This window comes from Dolichospermum sp. FACHB-1091 (assembly GCF_014697585.1).
GTDB lineage: Bacteria > Cyanobacteriota > Cyanobacteriia > Cyanobacteriales > Nostocaceae > Dolichospermum.
This window is the reverse complement of the sequence record NZ_JACJSB010000002.1, coordinates 45048-66973: the sequence shown is the minus strand read 5'-3', so window position 1 is coordinate 66973 and position 21926 is coordinate 45048. Positions and strand designations below refer to the sequence as shown.

Annotated in this window: 18 protein-coding genes; 6 read left to right on the top strand and 12 right to left on the bottom strand. The window is 38.1% G+C overall.

From position 1 onward, the window contains the following. The first annotated feature begins 87 nt into the window (after positions 1 to 87). On the top strand, positions 88 to 1815 hold the full coding sequence (gene ggt, locus H6G25_RS01375) for a gamma-glutamyltransferase (protein WP_190390961.1): 1728 nt from the start codon (positions 88 to 90) through the stop codon (positions 1813 to 1815). Here ggt and H6G25_RS01370 read toward each other — a convergent pair. The 3 genes from H6G25_RS01370 to rpaB all read right to left on the bottom strand — a co-directional run bounded on the left by H6G25_RS01370 (position 1812) and on the right by rpaB (position 4527). Beyond that, a complete protein-coding gene (locus H6G25_RS01370) occupies positions 1812 to 2261 on the bottom strand; it encodes a hypothetical protein (protein ID WP_190390960.1) in 450 nt (149 codons plus the stop codon). The genes ggt and H6G25_RS01370 overlap by 4 nt on opposite strands. Before the next feature lie 265 nt (positions 2262 to 2526). Next, a complete protein-coding gene (locus tag H6G25_RS01365) occupies positions 2527 to 3165 on the bottom strand; it encodes a cofactor assembly of complex C subunit B (protein WP_190390959.1) in 639 nt (212 codons plus the stop codon). A 633-nt stretch (positions 3166 to 3798) separates the two neighbouring features. Further along, a complete protein-coding gene (gene rpaB / locus H6G25_RS01360) occupies positions 3799 to 4527 on the bottom strand; it encodes a response regulator transcription factor RpaB (RefSeq protein WP_190390958.1) in 729 nt (242 codons plus the stop codon). 275 nt (positions 4528 to 4802) lie between these two features. Here rpaB and radA point away from each other — a divergent pair, with 275 nt between their 5' ends. Next, complete coding sequence (gene radA / locus H6G25_RS01355; protein WP_190390957.1) at positions 4803 to 6326, top strand: DNA repair protein RadA; 1524 nt, start codon at positions 4803 to 4805, stop codon at positions 6324 to 6326. A gap of 260 nt (positions 6327 to 6586) precedes the next feature. On the opposite strand, the gene H6G25_RS21450 is transcribed toward radA, so the two are convergent. From H6G25_RS21450 to H6G25_RS01335, 5 genes are all read right to left on the bottom strand, one after another. Further along, the gene (locus tag H6G25_RS21450) at positions 6587 to 6766 is read right to left on the bottom strand and encodes an EndoU domain-containing protein (protein WP_347239140.1); all 180 of its coding nucleotides are present in this window, start codon (positions 6764 to 6766) and stop codon (positions 6587 to 6589) included. Between the two features lie 102 nt (positions 6767 to 6868). Next, positions 6869 to 7789, bottom strand: coding sequence for a TIGR01777 family oxidoreductase (locus H6G25_RS01350; protein WP_190390956.1), 921 nt, complete (start codon positions 7787 to 7789; stop codon positions 6869 to 6871). Between the two features lie 115 nt (positions 7790 to 7904). Next, complete coding sequence (locus H6G25_RS01345; protein ID WP_190390955.1) at positions 7905 to 10325, bottom strand: heavy metal translocating P-type ATPase; 2421 nt, start codon at positions 10323 to 10325, stop codon at positions 7905 to 7907. A 356-nt stretch (positions 10326 to 10681) separates the two neighbouring features. Continuing rightward, a complete protein-coding gene (locus tag H6G25_RS01340) occupies positions 10682 to 10957 on the bottom strand; it encodes an NINE protein (protein WP_028083011.1) in 276 nt (91 codons plus the stop codon). A 555-nt stretch (positions 10958 to 11512) separates the two neighbouring features. Continuing rightward, positions 11513 to 13039 carry a type II CAAX endopeptidase family protein gene (locus H6G25_RS01335; protein ID WP_190390954.1) on the bottom strand — a complete coding sequence of 509 codons (1527 nt, stop codon included), beginning with the start codon at positions 13037 to 13039 and terminating at the stop codon, positions 11513 to 11515. A gap of 124 nt (positions 13040 to 13163) precedes the next feature. On the opposite strand from H6G25_RS01335, the gene H6G25_RS01330 reads away from it, so the two are divergent. Continuing rightward, positions 13164 to 13784 (top strand): hypothetical protein, encoded by a 621-nt coding sequence (locus H6G25_RS01330; protein ID WP_190390953.1) that lies wholly within the window; start codon positions 13164 to 13166, stop codon positions 13782 to 13784. Between the two features lie 227 nt (positions 13785 to 14011). Here H6G25_RS01330 and ribBA read toward each other — a convergent pair whose 3' ends face one another. After that, positions 14012 to 15685 carry a bifunctional 3,4-dihydroxy-2-butanone-4-phosphate synthase/GTP cyclohydrolase II gene (gene ribBA, locus H6G25_RS01325; protein WP_190390952.1) on the bottom strand — a complete coding sequence of 558 codons (1674 nt, stop codon included), beginning with the start codon at positions 15683 to 15685 and terminating at the stop codon, positions 14012 to 14014. 171 nt (positions 15686 to 15856) lie between these two features. On the opposite strand from ribBA, the gene H6G25_RS01320 reads away from it, so the two are divergent. Next, the gene (locus tag H6G25_RS01320) at positions 15857 to 16717 is read left to right on the top strand and encodes a site-specific DNA-methyltransferase (RefSeq protein ID WP_190390951.1); all 861 of its coding nucleotides are present in this window, start codon (positions 15857 to 15859) and stop codon (positions 16715 to 16717) included. Positions 16718 to 16766: 49 nt separating this feature from the next. On the opposite strand, the gene H6G25_RS01315 is transcribed toward H6G25_RS01320, so the two are convergent. After that, a complete protein-coding gene (locus H6G25_RS01315; protein WP_028089643.1) occupies positions 16767 to 16988 on the bottom strand; it encodes a helix-turn-helix transcriptional regulator in 222 nt (73 codons plus the stop codon). Positions 16989 to 17209: 221 nt separating this feature from the next. On the opposite strand from H6G25_RS01315, the gene argC reads away from it, so the two are divergent. Continuing rightward, positions 17210 to 18268, top strand: coding sequence for an N-acetyl-gamma-glutamyl-phosphate reductase (argC, locus tag H6G25_RS01310; RefSeq protein ID WP_190390950.1), 1059 nt, complete (start codon positions 17210 to 17212; stop codon positions 18266 to 18268). Between the two features lie 217 nt (positions 18269 to 18485). Here the strand turns inward: argC and eno are convergent, their stop codons facing one another. Further along, positions 18486 to 19775, bottom strand: coding sequence for a phosphopyruvate hydratase (gene eno, locus H6G25_RS01300; RefSeq protein ID WP_190390948.1), 1290 nt, complete (start codon positions 19773 to 19775; stop codon positions 18486 to 18488). A gap of 356 nt (positions 19776 to 20131) precedes the next feature. On the opposite strand from eno, the gene H6G25_RS01295 reads away from it, so the two are divergent. After that, positions 20132 to 21172, top strand: coding sequence for an NADP(H)-dependent aldo-keto reductase (locus tag H6G25_RS01295; protein WP_190390947.1), 1041 nt, complete (start codon positions 20132 to 20134; stop codon positions 21170 to 21172). A gap of 164 nt (positions 21173 to 21336) precedes the next feature. Here the strand turns inward: H6G25_RS01295 and H6G25_RS01290 are convergent, their stop codons facing one another. Next, a complete protein-coding gene (locus H6G25_RS01290; protein ID WP_190390946.1) occupies positions 21337 to 21915 on the bottom strand; it encodes a Uma2 family endonuclease in 579 nt (192 codons plus the stop codon). Positions 21916 to 21926: the final 11 nt, after the last annotated feature.

Sequence of the window (21926 nt, the reverse complement as noted above, 5' to 3'; positions counted from 1 at the left end):
TCAAAATACCTGTGTCAAGGATCGGGCTAAATTTTTAAGAAATCTTTAAAAATTTAGGTTTTTGTCAGGAGCTAATTTAACCTAAAAATGCCGATGCTCACTAAAACAAAACACATAATTATTTCCTTTATTTCCCTTGCTGCTATTCTCACCAGTCAAGCTGTATCAGCTACCATTAGTCTACCCCTCCGCAGCAAAAAAGGTATGGTAGTTTCTGCAAATTCCTTAGCTAGTGAAGCAGGACTTTTAATGCTAAAAAAAGGCGGAAATGCGGTAGATGCAGCAGTAGCTACAACCTTCGCTATTTCTGTAGTTGAACCTTTTTCTGCTGGTATTGGTGGCGGTGGTTTCTTACTTTTTTATTCTCAAAAAAAGGGGGAAATTAAATCTTTAGATTTTCGAGAACGCGCACCCATTAAAGCTACTAAAAATATGTATTTAGATGCTGAGGGAAAAGTGCGACCTGGCGCGAGTATTACTGGTTATTTAGCAGTAGCAACACCGGGGACTGTAGCGGGTATGTACGAAGTTCATCGTCGTTATGGTAAGTTACCTTGGCGAGAAGTTATGAAACCTGGAATTGCACTGGCTAAAAATGGTTTTATAATTAGTGATAGGGTTGCTTGGCGTTCTTCAGCAGCTTACGAAAACCGTAAACAAGCAATACTAAAAAACCCCGCAGCTAAAAAAATATTTACTCGTAATGGTGAATATTATCAACCAGGAGAAAAATTAATTCAAACTGATTTAGCTAAAACTCTAGAAGCAATTTCTGAAAATCCTCAAAGTTTCTATAGGGGAAAAATTGCTGAAATAATAGCCTCAGATATGAAGAAGAATGGCGGTTTAATTACTATTGAAGATCTAAAACAATATCAAGCAATCTGGCGCAATCCTGTATGTGGTAACTTTCGTAAAAGCAAAATATGTTCTATGTCACCACCATCATCTGGAGGAGTTCACTTATTACAAATGTTAAATATGATAGGTGACACAGACTTAAAGTCTTGGGGATGGCATCACCCCGATGCTATACATTTAATCATAGAAATAATGAAAATAGCCTATAGCGATCGCGCCGAATATTTAGGTGATCCTGATTTTGTTAAAGTTCCAATTTCTCAACTTATTAGCCCAGCTTATGCCCAAAAACGTCGCCAGGAAATTAACATGAAAATGGCGACACCATCAACAGCAATAAAACCAGGAATCAAAGCATTAAAAAATCATGAATCAACAGAAACGAGTCATTTAAATGTAGTTGACGCAGATAGAAACGCCGTCAGTTTAACCTTCACAATTAACTTAGGTTTTGGCGCGGGAATTGTCACACCAGGAACAGGAATAGTTTTAAATAATGAAATGGATGATTTTGCAATTGCACCAGGAGTACCAAATGCCTTTGGTTTGGTGGGTAAGGAAGCTAATAGTATAGCACCCAAAAAAACACCCCTTTCTAGTATGACACCCACCATTATCACCGAAAATAATCGGTTGCGAATGGCTATCGGTGCGCCAGGTGGTAGTACAATTATTACCCAAGTATTGCAAATAATTTTGAATGTTTTAGAATACAAAATGGATGTTGGTGCTGCGGTTTCTGCCCCCCGCATACATCATCAGTGGCTACCAGATGAATTGCGAGTCGAACCATGGGGTTTAGATGTATTAACCTGGGAAGACTTACGCCGACGGGGACATCAAATTAAGGAAACCACGCCTTGGGGTAACGCAAACGCCATAACAGTTACAGAAGATGATACCCTAGAAGCAGCGGCCGATCCTCGCGGTGATGGTTCTCCAAAGGGCTATTAATTCTCTTTTTTACCATAACCTAATTGCCAATTTTTTAATTCTTTGAGATCATTGATTTTACCTGTGAGAGTAAATCTAATTGCAGTGCGTGTTTGTAAATATGCTTTTACTAAATAATGTCCCGGTTTAGCATTAATTCCAGCTATAGTTTGACTACGATTTGCTACAACTCCGCACAAGGTTTGATTCACTGGTAAATTAACTCTAATTAAACGATCATGTAAATAATTATTTGGTAGCATGAACACACCATATACATTATGTTCACCTAACCAAGGACGAACTACAACTTTCTCTGGATGGATATAAGATTTTGTAGTTTTGCTAACCATAAATCCCCAATTTTTACAGGGAAAATCTGATAATTTATGCCAGAAATTACCAAAGCAAATCATCGCAATTAAAGTCAAGGTAAATGAAATGTAACTGATTTGACGATTTCGCACTACTATTACCAAAAACTATCTTTTTCACTCACATTTTAATCTTACTGATTTTTTTCAAAAAGTCAGGACTTACGCAAAATATCCCTCAAGCCCTTATTTCTCTGTGTTCTCTATGCCTGGAGTGGTTCGTTTATTCCGTAAATCCTGGGTAAGTCCTAAAAGTAAAAAAAGATGATTTAGAACGCCAAAAACAAAAACAAGTAGTGGAATTATATCGCGCTCAAAGTAGAGTTGAGCTTTGTTTTATATTTATTTCGCTAAAACTCTAACCTCCAAGAGTAACAGCTAGTTTATCAGCAATTCCCGCAATCCAGTTTTCATCTTGTTTTGTGTAACTGCGGGGAGCATTTGCAGCTAAAATTAAAACCCCTTCTTTACCAATTGGTTGACAAATCACACCTTGTGTGTTTTCTGGTAAATAATCAAATTCAATTTTACCAGGATAGACATACAAAGCAACTAGATAAATTGGCTTTTGTGTTTCTAATACCCTTTTTAAGATTGTTCCTGGTACTACTTCCGATTTAGGAGCTAATATACCGCGACGCAATAAAACCTTACCTTGATAATACACTATTAGCGATCGCGTCACTGTATTTGTTAATAATAAACGTGAAGCCCAAGCCAATTCTGTTTTCGCGGACTCTGATAAATCTCCTGCTAAAAAGAATCCCTCTTCCCCAATTAATTCTACTGTCTCTGGTGTCCTGGGTTGTACCTGTTGCCAAATTAAACCAGTTAAAATTAATATCGCACTTAAAATCACTCCCAGTACATCTCCTCGTGCTTGGGAATCTGTTAGTTGTGGAGTTAACAACCGATTTATTAACAACAAGACAGTACCTAAACCCCCAACTACTAAGGGTAAACGCCGCAAAACTCGATTAGGATCAGATTTAGTCATTGATCAACAGATATTTTAACGTTAATATGGATATTATTTTACATAACCCTGCTTAATAACTTTCTGTTTGTGTACTTTGAGATTATTTTTTCCATTATCACTGAGTGGTTCTTCGTTAACAACAAATTATAATTAAAACTTATAAAAAAATGATAATAGTTTTAATATTCATAACTGATCATAATTTATGTTTAGATTTTCTTAACAATTAATTGAGAATTATTTTTATTTAGTCACGAGCTTGCAATACTTTCGGCGATTTGCTACAATTTTTGAGAATTTCATAATTGGGTTTATATTGTCAATTTTATCTCCGTCTGTCCAGACGATTTCCAAAACCCTTTATTCATAGTTGTTTCAGAAATCAATACCGAAAAAAAATACAAAACTTTACAAATTAGCAGCAATCTCTGAAAGAAGTTTAGTCCAAAATTTTTCCAGAAATTATGTAAGCTGACTGGGAGAACAAACATACTATTGACAAATAGGTTAACCTATGGTATGCGGGGGTATTAGTTAAGCACCCAAAACTAAACTGGGAAATAATATACAACGATAGACAATAGAAAAAAGTACAAGAGTGTGGAGTGCGGAGTATTAGAAAAAATCATCTCCCCCAATCTCCCACTCTCCCTAATCGTCTCCTGGTTCTAGTATGCGCTGGAAAAGATAACCAGTCCCTCTAGCGGTGATAATTAATTCTGGGTTGCTAGGATCATCTTCTAATTTTGCCCGTAAACGGGAAATATGCACATCCACAACACGAGTATCTACATGGCGTTCGGGAGTATATCCCCATACCTCCTGCAAAATTTCCGAACGGGAAAAAGGTTCACCCGAACGACTTACCAGCAATTCTAATAAGCTAAATTCCATACCAGTTAAGCGAATGCGCTCATCACCTTTATAAACTTGGCGCTTATTTGTATCAATTCTGATAGTGCTAACATAAATCACTCCAGAACTAGGAATACCATTTACACCTATTTTATCTACCCGTCGCAAAACTGAACGAATTCTGGCTTCTAATTCCTTGGGTGAGAATGGTTTGACTACATAATCATCAGCGCCCAATTCCAACCCAGTAATGCGGTCTGCCACATCTCCCAAGGCCGTAAGCATAATAATGGGGACATCAGACTCTTTGCGTAATTCTTGACAAACACCATAACCATCTAGTTTTGGCATCATGACATCTAAAACTACCAGATCGGGTTCAGCCTTGCGAAACATTTCTAAAGCTTCCTCACCATCCCCCGCTGTCACCACATCATAGCCAATCATGGAAAGGCGTGTTTCCAAAATCCGACGAATACTGGCTTCGTCGTCTACCACCAGGATTTTTTCTTTATGACTTTCCAAGTTTTGTCATGCTCCTTAACTACAATTTTTCATGATTAATTTTTAATATCATAATATTAAGATATCATTCTCTCAATTGATTGGGAAAAAGCTATATACCATTTCCTACTCCACCAAGGTACAGATTTATCCGCGTTTATCTGCGTTTATCTGCGGTGAACTTCCCTATCCTTGTACCTGACTGAGGACAGAAATGTTCTAACTATTCCTATTATTAAATTTTCCGTTTTTTCAGGAATTAAGAAAAGATTAAGATTATTAGATGAAATTTCAGTATGGCTAAGGCAAAAACCATTTATATTTGTAGTAATTGTGCAGCAGAATTTTCCCAATGGTTCGGAAAATGTTCAAATTGTGACACTTACGATTCTTTGGTTGAACAGAATATTAGTTCTTTGATTGGAGATATACCTAGTCGGGGAGGTGTGGGAAATTGGCACACTACCCAGGGTAATGCTAGGTCTAACACTAAACCAGCTAAAGCTAGATCAGCCTTGACTTTTGATCAAATTAGTGATAGGCAAATTGCTCGTTGGGAATCGGGTTATGGTGAATTAGATCGAGTTTTAGGCGGTGGTATAGTTCCTGGGTCAATGGTGTTAATTGGTGGTGATCCTGGTATTGGTAAATCTACTTTACTACTGCAAGTATCTAATCAATTAGCTTTAAAATATCGCATTCTTTACGTCACTGGAGAAGAATCAGGACAACAGGTAAAATTGCGTGCTTCTCGGTTGGGAATGTCCAAACCGCCTCTTGTAGTTACAGAAGATGATAGCGAAATAGTTAACAATACTGAAAAAACTCTAGATCCTGATAGTATAGGCGCGGATTTGTATGTATTGCCAGAAACGGATTTAGAGGAAATTTTGCGAGAAATAGATTCCCTAAAACCGAATGTAGCTGTAATCGATAGTATTCAAACAGTATTTTTACCAGCTTTGACATCAGCACCAGGTTCAGTTACTCAAGTCAGGGAATGTACCGCAGCCTTGATGAAAGTGGCAAAACATGAGGATATTACTATGTTAATTGTCGGTCATGTGACTAAGGAAGGGACGATCGCCGGTCCGAGGGTATTAGAACATTTAGTTGATACGGTATTATACTTTGAAGGCGATCGCTTTGCTTCCCACAGATTATTAAGAACTGTAAAAAATCGTTTCGGAGCAACCCACGAAATTGGTATATTTGAAATGGTGTCTCAAGGATTAAAGGAAGTTGAGAACCCTTCCGAGCTATTTTTAGGCAACCGTGATGATCCCGCCCCTGGTACGGCCATTGTCGTGGCTTGTGAAGGAACAAGACCAATAGTAGTAGAATTACAGGCTTTAGTTAGTCCTACCAGTTACCCATCTCCCCGTCGGGCAGGTACAGGTATAGATTATAATCGCTTAGTACAGATACTTGCCGTATTGGAAAAACGGGTAGGAGTACCCATGTCCAAATTAGATTCCTACGTTGCTTCTGCGGGGGGATTAAACGTAGAAGAACCAGCAGTAGATTTAGGAATTGCCGTAGCGATAGTTGCCAGTTTTCGTGATAGAATAGTTGACCCTGGTACAGTCTTAATTGGAGAAGTAGGATTAGGGGGACAAGTGCGAACAGTTTCCCAAATGGAACTACGGTTAAAAGAAGCTGCAAAATTGGGATTTAAAAGAGCTATAGTTCCCAAAGGCACAAAATTTCCTGATCTTGGTATAGAGATATTACCAGTATCTAAGGTAATAGATGCAATTATTGCTGCTGTTCCCCATCAAGAACTGACAGTAGAGGATTTAGAACCTGAGGATGAATAGACATCAGGTGATAGGTGAGAAGGGGGTTAATCAACAGTAGACCAGGTAAAGGAATCAAAGACACAGACATTTAAATTAAGGGAGAAATAGGACAATAGTACATATATATTTTGGGATTTTGGGCATATTTGGTGATATTTATTTTTATTGAATAACTAAGAAGTCCTGATCTCTTGCCTTTTCCCATTTTTTCAGCAAGCCCTGTAGATGTAGGGTTTGCTGAATCAGTTACTTATAAGGTTGCTGTATAATCAGCATACTCAAACCTTACACTTATATGTACCCTGAAAATCAGGAGTAGCATCGGGATAAAAAGTACGAATTGCACCATTTTTAGCCACGAAAACATTAGTAAATGTTTTGTCGTTATCAGTAATATTCAAAAGACAGGCTGATTTCCCCTGGGATATCGGATTGTTTTTGTAAGCTTTTGCAGCTATTTCTAAAATTTATTCCGCATTAAGAGTATTAAAAGTGTCAATATAAATTCTATCAATTTATTAATTCCCTCCATTTTAGTTAATTTTTTGGTAACCTTACGATTACTTAAGAATCTGTGTTAATGCTGGTTGTAAGTTAGGATATTGATACTGAAAACCTGATGCTAAAGTCCGTTGGGGTAAGACTTGCTGCCCTTCTAATACCACTTTTGCCCCATCTCCTAACATCGCTTCCAAAGCAAAAGCCGGCACAGGTAACCAGGAAGGACGATTCATCACTTGACCCATAGTTGTGCTTAATTCTGTCATCCTGACGGGATGGGGAGCAGTAGCATTATATACTCCGCTCATTGTAGGTTGGGTTAAAGCTTGGATAATTAAACTGACAATATCATCTAAATGAATCCAGGAAAACCACTGACGACCACTACCAATGGGTCCACCAGCAAAGAGTTTGAAAGGGGTAATCATTTTCCCTAAAGCACCACCATTCCCTAAAACAATGCCTAAACGCAAAATTACTAAACGGACACCAATATCTTTAACTTTCTCAGCTTCTTTTTCCCATTCTTTGCACACTTGGGAGAGAAAATCTTGACCAGGGGGACTATTTTCATCAAAGGTTGCTGTTTCGCTAGTTCCGTAGTAACCAATAGCAGAAGCATTAACTAATACAGTTGGTCGAGGATTCATTTTAGTTATGGCTGCGACAATTTTCTCTGTACTCAGTTTGCGACTGTTGAGAAGTTCCTGTTTCCGTTCTGGTGTCCACCGTTCTTCTGCAATGGGTTCTCCTGCTAAATTCACTACTCCATCACAACCTACTATAGTATCTTGCCACGGACCTGATACGGTGGGGGTATAGGCAATAATTTCTAAATTAGGAAAAGCTGAAGCCGGAAAGACTTTTTGGGCAGATGTGACATTCCGTGTTAATACAATTATTTTATGACCTTCTGTGTATAGTCTTTCTACTAGCCGACTACCCACAAATCCTGTTGCACCACTAATCGCTATTTTCATTTTACCTGTTTTTGATGAGAAATTACGCTGAAAACCTGGGAATTGAAGCCTTTAGAAAAGTTTGAGAATTTTGGTATTTTTTAATTTAACGTCAATTGTGACTAGGCCATGGTGGCTATCGGTTTAGAGCCAACCTCCTTAAAAAAATTGAATTTGTGACAACACTGACAGAACTAAAGGCCATTAGTGCTGCTGCACTGGAAGGACTGAGATTAAAACCCCAGCTAGGTAATAGTACACCAGCAGCTAAGGGAATACCTATTGTATTATAAGCAAAAGCCCAAAATAAATTTTGGCGAATAGTATTAAAAGTCGCTCGACTGAGGTGAATGGCTTTGACAACATCGGTCAGGGAATTTCGCATTAAGATAATTTCAGCGGTTTCCATGGCGACATCTGTGCCAGAATGTAAAGCGATGCCTACATCGGCCTGTGATAAAGCTGGAGCATCATTAATACCGTCTCCGACCATAGCGACGAATGATTTGCTTTTCCCAGACTGAAGAGATTGAATCATGGCAGCTTTTTGGGCGGGAGGGATACCTGCTATGATATCGGTGTTGTTTATTCCTAGTTGTTTAGCGATCGCTGTGGCTGCTTCCATTCTATCACCACTAAGCAACATCACGCGCAAACCCATCTGATGTAATTTATCTACTGCGGTTTGAGCATCTGGTCTGAGGGTATCACTCACAGCAATTAATCCGGTTAAAATGCCATCTACAGCCACACCTATGACAGTTTTTCCCGCTTTGGCTAATTTATTTCCCTGTTGTTGTGCTGTTTCGTTAATATCAATTTGGTGATAATTAAACCATTCCCAGTTACCTAAAAGCACATTTTTACCTTCCACGACAGCGGATACACCCATACCAGGTTCAGTATGGAAGTCTACAGCATTGGGAATGGTTAGATATTGGCGTTTGGCTTCTTCTTGGATGGCTATAGCCAGGGGATGATAAGTGCCGCTTTCTACCGCCGCTGCTAGTTGAATTAATGATAGTTCTAAAGCTGATTCGGTAATGGATATACAATCTGTCACCGTGGGTTTACCTGTGGTGAGAGTTCCGGTTTTATCAAAAACTATAGTGTCTAATTTGTGAACTTTTTCTAAAACATCACCACCTTTAATTAATAATCCCCTTTCAGCACCTATACCAGTACCCACCAGAATAGCTGTGGGGGTAGCTAGTCCTAAAGCACAGGGACAAGCAACTACCATGACAGCGATCGCTAATTTTAAACTAATTAAAAGTGAATAATACTCAGTATGGGGGACTAAATGCTGGGGATGATGTCCCATATTGTGAGCCATTTCCATTGTCCCAGATATGGTAATATCTGGCCATAAGTGAGTTCCCCACAAATACCAAAATCCAAAGGTGAAAAAAGCCGCTGCTAAGACACCGTAGGTAAAATAACCAGCCACCGTATCCGCTAATTTCTGCACTGGAGCTTTACGAGTTTGGGCTGCTTCTACTAAAGCCACGATTTGGGCTAGAGTAGTATCATCACCTGTGCGGGTGGCTTGAATAGCGATCGCTCCTGACTGATTTAAAGTTCCCCCAGTGACAATATCTCCTGGTTGTTTAATTACGGGTACTGATTCCCCGGTTAACATTGATTCATCTATGGTAGTTTGTCCAAAACGAACTTCACCATCAACGGGAATTTTATCACCTGGTAGCACCTGTAACCATTCACCTACCCGCACCTGTTCTGCCGGAATTTCGATTATATTTGCACCAGCAATTAATTTTTCTGGTTCTGGGTTAATAATTAAACGGGCTGTTTGCGGAGAAAGGGCTAATAATTGGCGAAATGCTTTAGCTGCGCGGAGTCTAGCCTGTTTTTCTAAGGTTCTCCCCAAAAGAATAAAACCTAGCATCATTACTGGTTCATCAAAAAAGCATTCCCAACCCATTTGAGGAAACAATAGCGCTACTAAACTGGCAATATAAGCTGTAAGGGTTCCCAAACTAATGAGAGTATTCATATTTGGCGCACCCCGTCGCCAACCTAACCAACCTTCGACTAAAATTGGTCTACCAGGGATAATAATTGCTATGGTAGCTAGTCCACAATGAAACCAGATGTTATTTAAAATAGGTAAAATTGCACCAATATTACCAAAATGGCCAATTCCTGATAAAAATAGTAACAAGCCAGCCACTACTAACTGTCTGATTATAGACTGCATTTCTTGGCGCTGTCTTGAGGCAGGGTTGGGGGAAACAGCAGATTGATCACCAGCACCTTTAGCTGTACGTAGTTGACTGGGAAATCCTGTGGCTGTTAACCTCTGAATTAGTGTATCTGCATCTACAGCACCGGGTTCTATTTCTACTACTGCAACCTCCGTTGTTAAGTTGACACAGACGCTTTTAACCCCTAGATGCTGAATAAGCTGTTTTTCTACTGCATTAACGCATCCACCACACTTCATCCCCCCAACGTCTAAAATAATTTTCTCGCTAGTTAGTATTTTTTGGGAGGGAGTAGATTCCGGGAACTGGTTTTTTTGATTTAGTTGCATGATAGGTTTTTACATTCACTCTTCTTGGTTGGACACTTGACAACCAGTGTCTCTACCTTGAGATTAGGCGAAAATCTGCACTTCAGGCGAGGGAAAAAATATTAAGTTTCTTTAGATCCTAACTTCTCGACAAAAATCCCCAAAATATCTTCATCCCAAACATCATAGTTTTGTCCTGGTAGTGTAAATTATAGCCGTTAACTGTAATGGCAACATCAAAATCAGGCTTTTCCAAAAATAATTTATTTCCCAATCTGATACTACGCTAAAATATCCCGTACTCATTATTAGCAGGATGAGTAAGTGCTTATGTTTATATTTGAGAATTTGCATATCAATTTACTTGATAAAAAATCCTAGAACCAAGCTTGTTTATTCACAAAGTAGGTATTGATAAATTCTTCCGGGGGTTTATTTAAGTAAATCATAGCTTCAATCAAACCAACCAATTGCATTATTATTAATGTAAATCCATAGGTGAGAGAGCCACCAACAACGGAAATTGCTAACATAATAAAACCTTCCGATGTGTAACCAAGAATAAATTTATGTAAACCAAAACCACCGAAAACAATTCCCGCATAACCAGCTAACAGTTGTTTGGTAGCATAGGAGGGGTTAATATTAGTCATATTTAGCTATTCTCCTTCATGTCTAAATTATAAAATTTACGGAATTGATCATTGATAATTAGATAATTACTTTTTTAAACATGACTCCTGTATGATTCAAATAATCATAAAATATAGCAAATTTGGCAAAAAATAAATATTGTGCATCATGTCACATTTACCAATACCGGACAATGATTAACCTTGAAAAAAGTATTCCTCCAAAAATATAGATTTTTATACCTATCTGTTTTTGTCAGATCCGGATGATTTTTAAACAAACAGTTGAGGACTTAATTTCTTATTCCTTTATATCCTCAAGTAGTTAGTTTTCACCTAATGCTTAATACCAAATTAAGATGAAGTTGTACGAGTGATCATTATTCTGTACATCTGCATATAAAATTAATAGTATCCCTGACTAAGCTGTTTTGCATTCAAGTAAATTAAAGCGGGGAATATGCCCGCACCACAAGATTTAGCTATATTAGGATTGTACAATTTAGCCGCATCATAGCTTACGAAGAATTATTGATAACTTCATGAATTGTCTTTACCTATTCTCTGACAACTCACTTAGTTATTACTACCTAGAATAAACAAACTGATTAATGTGCCGCTATTCCAAAGACTATGGAGGAACATGGAGGCTAATAAGTTGCGTGTTCTCGTGTAAACTACTCCTAATACTATTCCCAATGCTGTCAACGGTAGTATTTCTGATAAACTGAGGTGAGCAGCAGCAAATAACAGTGCGCTGGTAAAAATTGCCCCCCATACGGAAGTATAGCGCGTCAGAGATGGTAATAAAAAACCGCGAAATAGAAATTCTTCAAAAATCGGTGCTGCTATGGCTGCGGTAAAGAAAAATATCCCCAATGCTGTATAATCTCGACTTTCTAGCGCCATTTGTAATAGTGGGTTACTTCCTCCCTGTCCTTGCCATAATTTTTGGTTAATTAATGATACTATGACGACAATGGGTAAAGCTGTACAATATCCACCTATTCCCCACCAAAACCAATTACTAAAGAAATTAAAGCGAAACCAGTGGGGGGGAAGGGGGAAAAAACGCTTTATAGAAAAATACAGCACTGACAAACAACCTAAAGCAACTAACATATAACTGACTAAAACTTTCAAAGCTTCAACTCTTACATTACCTGTACCACGGGGAATAGGCAAAATAGATAATAATTCTGGTATAAATAATTGCCCCATTAAAAAGAAACCAAGGACAAAAACCTGAATAATTATTTCCCAATTCCAAGGAGTTGACCAAAGTAAATCACCATTTCTAGCTAATAAGGATTCTCGACCTTTGAGTAAGCGTTGAGTCAATAAGAAAATGAGCAGAATTGTCCCTATTAAAGCTGTTAAGCTGGGAATAGTCGCAATTATTCCTAATTTGAACACCGCTTGGGTTGCGGCTTCTTGTTGGGCAATTTCTAAAGCTGATAACGCTTCTTGACGTTGTTGAAGTCTATATAATTGCACTAAGGCTGTATCCCGAAACCAACCATTGAGGTTTTGTTGAATCAGTTTTTCAGCTTTGGGGAATAAACGCGGGGGTTTACTCCACATTCCGGTTAATGTTTCAGCAGTTTCTGGATATTTGGGGTTAATATCTGAGTATTGCTGTATATTACTCCAGGTTTTAATAGCTTTATCTGTTTCTTGTTCCTGTGCTTGCAAAATTCCCAGTCGTAGGTCTACTTCCGCTAACAATTTCTCCTCTTCCTGGATTAAGTTTTGTAAACTTTTCTCTTCTGCGGAAATAGAAGTAGTTACTAAAGATTGGAGTTTTGTTAACTTCTTCTTAGTTGCCTGTAAACTGGTTTTGATAGATTCACTAGCTTCTTGATATTGCTTTGTCGCGCTTTCTAGGGGATTTTCGCCAATAATAGATTCCTGAATTGTTTGAATGCTATGATCACTACTATCTTCTGGTTGCCATGCTTGGGCTTGTAAAACTATGTTAGTCTGGTACAATTCTAGACGACTTTGGAATTGAGGTTTCTGCCAGCTACTTAATAAAGATAAACCTGACAACATGACAGCTAACAGCGTTAGCACTATTAACAACAATCTCTTAATTGTCATCTATTCCCCTTTGAATATGCAAGTACAAAGTGTATTATAAGCTAGTACCGCAGGGTAGAGTTAATTTTTTTAACGAACCACGCCAGAACACAGAGAACACAGAGACAGAAAATTACTTATTAATATGTTTTTTATTAATTCTTTACAAGGTGAACTGAAGGAATGGAATCATACTATTAATCGTCAGCCAAATAATCCTCATGGTTATATTCGTCGAGGTATGGTCTATTTTAAGTTAGGGAAAATTCAGGAATCAATTCAAGATTTTGATACTGCGGAAAATTTAGATTTTCACATTACTCCTTATCTTTGGCAACGGGGTTTATCTTATTATTATGCTGAACAATTTTCTCAGGGTGCTAAACAGTTTGAAGTTGATTTAACTGTCAATTCCCAAGATGTGGAGGAAACGGTTTGGCGCTATCTTTGTATGGCTAGATTATCTGGAGTTACAGAAGCACGTAATTCTCTATTACCTGTGAAAAATGATTCTCGGAAAATTATGGGAGTTATATATGATTTTTTTGCTGGTAATTGTTCCAAAGATGATGTTTTGAATGTGGGAAAATTATCAGGGTTAAAGGGTAAGTTTTACAGTCATCTTTATTTGGGTTTATATTATGAAGCTGAGAATAATTTAGACTTAGCACGGGAATATATTCTCAAAGCTGCGGACGAGTACAAAATTGATGACTATATGTGGTATTTAGCAGTGGTTCATAAAAATTTACGGAAATGGAATTAGATAAAGTTACATTCTTGTTTATGCACGCAGGGGCGCAGAGACGCGGAGAGAATGCAATAATTAAAACTGCTTTATGCTAAGATGTATTATTTAAGCAATAATAGAAGTTTCTCATACAGTAATTATTCTTGATAGCGATAGGGTGCGGACAGTAGGATGAAAAAATAGCTCTAGTTGTTAAGCTAAAGCTATTGTTAAGGTATTAAGGCGTAGAAATTTAGAAAATCCTACTTAATAAAACTGTAAATGTGTTGAGTCTGCAAATTATCTTTTAAAGATGACGGTAATACACCATCTGATAAAGTTTGTCTATCTAACTGTACTTGTAAATTACTCAACGGATCACTACCATTAGAAATCAGAAATTCCATTTTCTGAACATAGGGTAAAGTGACTATTTCATCTAAAATCAAGCAAATTGCTTGCAGGTAAGGATGACCTTTTTGCTGATACCAATTAGCTTCAGCAATATTAGCTTGGTCAAAACCTAAATGCACTGTTAAAGATGGTTGATCAAATAAAGCAATTCCCAGGGGACGGGCTTCTTCCTGTAATAATAAATGTTGACGGGTTGATAAATACCGTAACTTTTCCAAACGTTCATAGCGTTTAGTAATTGATTCCGGTTCATCTTGCCAATGTATCGCTACTGTGACAAGATAAGTTTGCAACAACATATGACCCAATTTCTCAGCTTTGGTAGCTAAGTAATAGGTATTGTAATCATTGGACTCAATTAACAGCGGGAGACGGTCTATAATTTCTAAACCATAACCCTTGAGACCAGCAATTTTTCGGGGGTTGTTGGTAATAAGACGTATTTTTTTAATCCCCAAATCCATGAGAATTTGCGCCCCCATACCATAATCACGCAAATCAGCAGGGAATCCTAACCGCTCATTTGCTTCCACTGTATCCAATCCCATATCCTGTAAAGAGTAGGCTTTTAATTTGTTAATTAAGCCTATTCCCCGTCCCTCTTGACGCAGGTAAACAACGACACCTTGACCAGCGGTTTCAATCATTTTTAATGCTGCTTGTAACTGCATCCGACAGTCGCAGCGCAAAGAACCCAAAGCATCACCGGTTAAACATTCCGAGTGCATTCGCACCATGACAGGTTGATCTTGGAAATTTGCTGGATCTCCCTTGACAATGGCGACGTGATCTGTATTATCTACTGTATGACGGTAGCCGTAAATATCAAATTGACCGAACTCGCTGGGTAGTTTGGTAACAATTTCTCGATATATGAGGCGATCATTTTGCAGACGATAACTAATTAAATCAGCAATACTGATAATTTTCAGGTGGTGATTTTGGGCATATTGCACTAACTGGTTTAAACGTGCCATCGAACCATCAGGATTTTGAATTTCACAAATCACTCCCGCTGGGTACAGTCCCGCTAGTCTGGCTAAATCTACAGCGGCTTCTGTATGTCCGGCTCGTTTCAGTACCCCCCCTGGTCTAGCCCGCAGGGGGAAAATATGACCAGGACGGCGTAACTCCTCCGGTTTTGTGGCTGGGTTGAGGGTGACTTGGATAGTCCGGGCCCGGTCTTCGGCGGAAATACCTGTGGTTACGCCTAAATGGGGAGCAGCATCAATACTAACGGTAAAAGCGGTTTGGTTAGTATCCGTTAATTTACTGACCATTAATGGTAAGTCTAATTCATCCAAGCGATCGCCTGTCATTGCTAGACAAATCAACCCTCTGGCTTCTACAGCCATAAAGTTAATCATATCAGGCGTAGCAAATTGGGCGGCGCAAATTAAATCTCCTTCATTTTCTCGATTTTCGTCATCTACGACAACGACGACACGACCCGCTTTAAAATCAGATAAAGCGGACTCAATAGAATCGAATTTAAAGGTTTGAGTGGTCTGAGGCTGTGACACAGGAAATTTCCAGCTACCAAGGTAAATTTTTCTAACAATTTCTGATTCTATATTGTAGCTTATTTCTCAGAATTAAAGCTTTTGCGGGATTAGCAAACTGTTACTTGACAATTAAATAGTTCATCTATACTATAGCCAGTTTAGAGTACCATATACATGGAGGATGAAGCTATGGAATTCACGGATATCAGTAAATTACTAGGTAAACCCTACTTTCAATCGTGTAATTGTCTCATTTATAATTTAGATTGTTTAGAGGCAATGGCAATTTTACCAGATCAATCAATTAATCTAACCGTCACCAGCCCACCGTATAACATTGGTAAAGAATATGAGAATTTATTACCATTGGATGATTATATAAATTGGTGTAAAAAATGGATAACAGAAGTTTATCGTCTGACTTTATATGATGGAGCTTTTTGGCTAAACTTAGGTTATTTATCCATTAAAAATCGTGCTAAAGCAATTCCTATTTCCTATTTGCTTTGGGATAAAATTCCTTTTTATTTAATCCAGGAAATTGTTTGGAATTATGGTGCTGGTGTCGCAGGAAGTAAGTTTTTTTCCCCTAGAAATGAGAAATTTTTATGGTATGTGAAAAATCCAGAAGCCTATACTTTTAATCTTGACGATATTCGTGATCCTAATGTCAAATATCCCAATCAAAAAAAGAACGGAAAAATCAAAGTTAATCCTTTAGGGAAAAATCCTACTGATGTTTGGGAATTTCCAAAAGTTACGTCTGGACAAAATAGATCATCAAAAGAACGGACACCACACCCTGCACAGTTTCCCTCTGCTGTTATTCAAAGAATAATTACAGCCTCTTCCCATGAAAATGAAATTGTCCTAGATCCATTTTTGGGTTCAGGTACTACTGCTATGGTAGCTTTAGATTTAAATCGTCTAGTAATTGGTTTTGAAGTTCGTCAAGATTATTGTGATATTGCTGCTAATAGAATTGAAACTTTTTTGCAAGATAAAAATAGTAGAATTGAGCAATTATCACTACTTTTATCAGTTCTTTAGTTTTATCTGCCCATTTTTCAACCGGAATACCCAAATAAGGAGATACCATTTAATCTAAGCCTTTTAATAATTCACTGGGTGACATTCCCAAAGCCTGAGCAATACGGATAATATTTAACAAAGCAATATTTCTTTCACCACGTTCAACACCACCGATATAATTGCGATGTAGTCCTGACAGTTCTGCTAACTGTTCTTGGGAAAGATTTTGGGTTTTTCTAATTGTGCGAATATATTCGCCAAACTTTTGCAGTTGAGAATTTTCTGTCACGTCAAAAATATTATAAAAATATAATATTTATCGTTATCAATCATCTACACACTATCAGTGTGATTAGTGATCAAAGATATTTGTGATTATAAGTACCCTAAAAGATACTCCTTGCTATATAATGCAGCGAAAGTTCAATAACAAGTCATCAGTAATTAGCTAGTAGCTTGACTGCTGATGATTGATAATAGATAACTAAAAGTGGATAAGGATTTAAGATCATGGTAAATTTAAGACGCGTACCAGTGGGAATTGTTGGCGCGTCAGGATATGGCGGAGTACAATTAGTACGACTACTAATGGACCATCCTGAAGTAGAACTAGTTTATTTAGGTGGTGAAAGCAGTGCAGGTAAATCCTTTGCTGACCTTTACCCACATTTTGGTAATATAGTAGAATTACCTATTGAAGCTGTAGAACCAGACATCATTGCTAGTCGTTGTCAAGTGGTATTTTTATCTTTACCCAATGGACTGGCTTGCCAAATTGCTCCTAAACTTATAGAGAAAGGTTGTAAGGTACTTGATCTGAGTGCCGATTATCGCTTTAGTGATTTGAAAACCTATACTACTTGGTATGGTACAGAAAGAAGCGATTCCACTACAGCAGCAACAGCAGTTTATGGTCTACCAGAATTATACCGCTCGCGCATTGCCGAAGCGAGTTTAATCGGCTGTCCTGGTTGCTATCCTACAGCTAGTTTACTAGCATTGTCTCCCCTGTTAAAACAAGGTTTAATAGTTCCCGAAACAGCCATTATTGATGCTAAATCTGGAACATCCGGGGGCGGAAGACAAGCCAAAGTTAACCTACTGTTAGCGGAAGCTGATAACTCTCTGGGGGCTTATAACGTCGCTAGACACCGCCACACCCCAGAAATTGAGCAAATTTGTAGCGAATTGGCTAGACATGAGGTGACAATCCAATTTACACCCCATTTAATCCCCATGGTGCGGGGAATTTTAGCCACTGTCTATGCTACCATGCGTGATCCCGGTTTAGTACGTGATGATTTAATTACCATCTATAACGCCTTTTATCGCAATTCTCCCTGGGTAAAAATATGTAACAGTGGCACTTATCCCCAAACTAAATGGGCGTGTGGAAGTAATTCCTGCTACATTGGCATAGAAGTTGATCCCCGCACCGGCCGAGTGATTGTTATGTCAGCGATTGATAACTTGATTAAAGGTCAAGCCGGACAAGCCATTCAATGTATGAACATCATGCTAGGCTGGGATGAAACCTTGGGACTACCTAAAATTGGGTTTTATCCTTAATGGGTAATGGGTAATGGGTAATGGGTAATGGGTAATGGGTAATGGGTAATGGGTAATTGGTAATTGGTAATTGGTAATTCACGTTTTACAACTGACAACTGACAACTGACAACTGACAATTGACAATTGACAATTGACAAGGGAACAGGGAACAGGGAACAGAAAGATATTTATTAAACCTCTTACGTTCTTTTTACTGTCACCTGTCACCTGTCACCTATTTTGGTCCTAAACCAATAGTACCAGCATAGATGGCGCGATCGCCCAATTCATGTTCAATCCTCAGTAAGCGATTGTACTTAGCTACTCGTTCACTGCGACACAGAGAACCGGTTTTAATTTGACCAGCGCGAGTAGCTACAGCTAAATCAGCAATAGTTGTATCTTCTGTTTCCCCAGACCGATGGCTAATTACTGAGCGGAAACCGTTGCGAGTCGCTAAATCAATGGTTTCTAAAGTTTCAGTGAGTGAACCGATTTGATTCAATTTAATCAAAATCGAATTACCTGCTTTTTGTTCAATACCCTTTTGTAAGCGGATTGCATTGGTAACAAATAAATCATCACCCACCAATTGTACTTTTGAGCCTAATTTCTCAGTCAGTAATTGCCAACTTTGCCAATCTTCCTCATGTAAACCATCTTCAATAGATACAATAGGATATTGATCAACTAATTCCGCTAAATAATCAATAAACTCAGTTGGTGCATGGGGTTTACCATCATAAACATACTGGCCATTTTTGTAAAATTCACTAGCAGCCACATCTAAAGCCAAGGCTACTTCTTCCCCAGGCTTATAACCAGCTTGTTTAATCGCTGCTACCAACAATTCTAAAGCTACTTGGTTAGATTCTAGATTAGGTGCAAAACCACCCTCATCACCCACACCCGTCAGCAAACCTTGATCATCTAACACCTTGCTAAGGGTAGCAAATACTTCCGCACCCCAACGCAAAGCTTCCTTAAAAGAAGGAGCGCCAATGGGGACAATCATAAACTCTTGAAAGTCTACATTATTAGCTGCGTGCGCTCCACCATTGATCACATTCATTAAGGGGACAGGCAATAAATTCGCCAAAGGTCCACCTAAATAGCGATAGAGAGGAATACCTAAAGACTCCGCACCAGCCTTTGCAGCAGCCAGGGAAATGCCCAAAATTGCATTTGCTCCCAAATTGGCCTTATTGGGTGAACCATCTAGGGAAATCATCAATTTATCTAGGGCTTCTTGGTTGAGAGCATCCAAACCTAGTAACTTAGGGGCTAGTATCTCATTGGCATTCTGGACCGCCTTGAGTACACCTTTACCCCCATAACGGCTTTTATCACCATCACGCAATTCATGAGCCTCAAATGACCCCGTAGAAGCCCCGCTGGGAACTTGTGCCAGTCCGATAGCGCCATTAGCTAAGTGTACCTCGGCTTCGATGGTTGGTCTACCCCGTGAGTCGAGGATTTCGCGGGCGACAATGGCTTCAATAGCAGTATCTAGAAATTTCGTCATTTCTGATTTATCCTTAATTCTCGGTGTGCGCTGTGGGTTTAACCTTTACAGTTTACTAATAACCCAATCGTTAGCTTATGCCGATAACAGAATTTTTTGCCTGAGATTAAAGAAGATTTCCGAGTTTGCATGATCTCAGGGGAGATTTAATTATGCTTTTAATTCCACAGAAGCGAATTTGTTTGGATAAAATCGAATAATGAAGATGCTCTGGATTAAGACACACCAACCGCAGGGGCGTGGAGGACGCAGAGATAGAAAATATTAAACAATTCACCGCTGGTTGCACCTAGAGAGGTAAACTGTATTTTGATAGCATAATAGAATTGAGAATTGATAGGAGTTATTCAAAAATTATGAAATACAACCAACTCGGTGCAAGCGACCTCAAAGTTTCAGAAATTTGTTTAGGAACTATGACCTATGGAAGTCAAAATACCATTGAGGATGCACATCAACAACTAGATTACGCTATTAATCAAGGGATAAATTTTCTAGATGCTGCGGAAATGTATCCCGTGCCTCCTCGTGGAGAAACTCAAGGAAAAACAGAAACTTATATTGGTGAATGGTTGCAGAAACAGCAACGAGATCAAATCATAGTTGCTACCAAAATATCAGGTCCTGGTCGTCATTTTTCATGGTTAAGAGGTGGAAATAATAAAATTAACTATGATAATATTTCACAAGCAGTAAATGATAGTTTGCAGAGGTTACAAACAGATTACATAGATTTGTATCAGATTCACTGGCCAGATCGTTATGTTCCCACCTTTGGACAGACAATTTATAATCCAGAATTTGAGCGGGAAACAGTTCCCATTGCTGAACAGTTAACAGCATTTGCTGATATTATTCAAGCGGGAAAAATTCGCTATTTGGGTTTAAGCAATGAGACTCCTTGGGGAGTAAGTGAGTTTATTCGCATTGCTAACCAATTGGGATTACCTCAAGTTGTTTCAATTCAAAATGCTTACAATTTACTAAATCGCAACTTTGATACAGGTCTAGCAGAAGTTTCTCGCTATACAGATGTTGGTTTACTGGCTTATAGTCCTCTAGCTTTTGGTTTTTTAAGTGGTAAGTACATAGAAAATCAAGCAATAGAAAATACGAGAATATCTCTATTTCCAGGTTTTGGACAACGTTATCTAAAACCTAATGTTCAAGAAGCTATAATTGCTTATGTAGAAATTGCTAAAAAGCATAATCTCACACCGTCACAATTAGCTATATCTTTTGTGAAGAGTCGCTGGTTTGTTAAAAGCACAATTATTGGAGCAACGAATTTACAACAATTGCAAGAAAATATAGATAGTGTGAATGTAGTTTTGGATAAACAAGTTTTAGAGGAAATAGATGCAATTCACACTCGTTATCCTAATCCAGCACCTTAACTATTTTTCTTTTTTCACAAGTAATAATTGCCAGGAATCTCTGAGTTTTTTTATGAAGTTCGGAGGTTTTTTTTGCTTTCTATTTCAAATATTATCAAATAATATCAACCAAAGTTTTTAAATATAAAACAGCTTATAAATATCAATTATTATTGATTTTATCACTACCAAATTTTACCCATATTCAAAACAAATCCCGGTAAAATAGGATCACAATTCACAGTATCAGGATTTTCTAAACACTCTTCTATTTGTCCAGGACGATAAATATAAACTCGGCTATTTTTACGGTCAATTAATAAACCTAATTGGATTTCTGGTTCTTGCATATATTCATTCATTTTATCTTTTAAAGGCTGCAATTGATCAGAATCTGACCTTAATTCAATCACAAAATCAGGACAAATAGGTGCAAATTTTTTCTGCTGTTTTCGTGTAAGTTGATTCCATCTTTCTAATTTTATCCAAGCAGCATCAGGAGAACGTTTTGCACCTGTAGAAAGTGTAAAGCCTGTACTGGAAGAAAAACCAATTCCTGTACCATCTTTTTCTGACCAAATTCCTAACTGTACAGCAATATTAAACTCTCGGTTTCCCCTTTCTGAACCTGCTGGTGGCATAATTGATATTTCTCCAAATTTATTTCTCTCAATGCGTAAATCACGGTTTAATTGACAAAATTCAAAAAATTGATCATCTGTCATTGATGATGGCATTTGCAACATTAAAGGAGATGAAAGCATAATTATTTCCT

Coding starts and splice junctions, on each gene's coding strand:
- H6G25_RS01290 (WP_190390946.1), bottom strand. CDS start 21,915: ATGCTTTCATCTCCTTTAATGTTGCAAATGCCATCATCAATGACAGAT.
- eno (WP_190390948.1), bottom strand. CDS start 19,775: ATGACGAAATTTCTAGATACTGCTATTGAAGCCATTGTCGCCCGCGAA.
- argC (WP_190390950.1), top strand. CDS start 17,210: ATGGTAAATTTAAGACGCGTACCAGTGGGAATTGTTGGCGCGTCAGGA.
- H6G25_RS01330 (WP_190390953.1), top strand. CDS start 13,164: ATGTTTTTTATTAATTCTTTACAAGGTGAACTGAAGGAATGGAATCAT.
- H6G25_RS01320 (WP_190390951.1), top strand. CDS start 15,857: ATGGAATTCACGGATATCAGTAAATTACTAGGTAAACCCTACTTTCAA.
- H6G25_RS01295 (WP_190390947.1), top strand. CDS start 20,132: ATGAAATACAACCAACTCGGTGCAAGCGACCTCAAAGTTTCAGAAATT.
- H6G25_RS01340 (WP_028083011.1), bottom strand. CDS start 10,957: ATGACTAATATTAACCCCTCCTATGCTACCAAACAACTGTTAGCTGGT.
- H6G25_RS01365 (WP_190390959.1), bottom strand. CDS start 3,165: ATGACTAAATCTGATCCTAATCGAGTTTTGCGGCGTTTACCCTTAGTA.
- H6G25_RS01345 (WP_190390955.1), bottom strand. CDS start 10,325: ATGCAACTAAATCAAAAAAACCAGTTCCCGGAATCTACTCCCTCCCAA.
- H6G25_RS01350 (WP_190390956.1), bottom strand. CDS start 7,789: ATGAAAATAGCGATTAGTGGTGCAACAGGATTTGTGGGTAGTCGGCTA.
- H6G25_RS01335 (WP_190390954.1), bottom strand. CDS start 13,039: ATGACAATTAAGAGATTGTTGTTAATAGTGCTAACGCTGTTAGCTGTC.
- ggt (WP_190390961.1), top strand. CDS start 88: ATGCCGATGCTCACTAAAACAAAACACATAATTATTTCCTTTATTTCC.
- radA (WP_190390957.1), top strand. CDS start 4,803: ATGGCTAAGGCAAAAACCATTTATATTTGTAGTAATTGTGCAGCAGAA.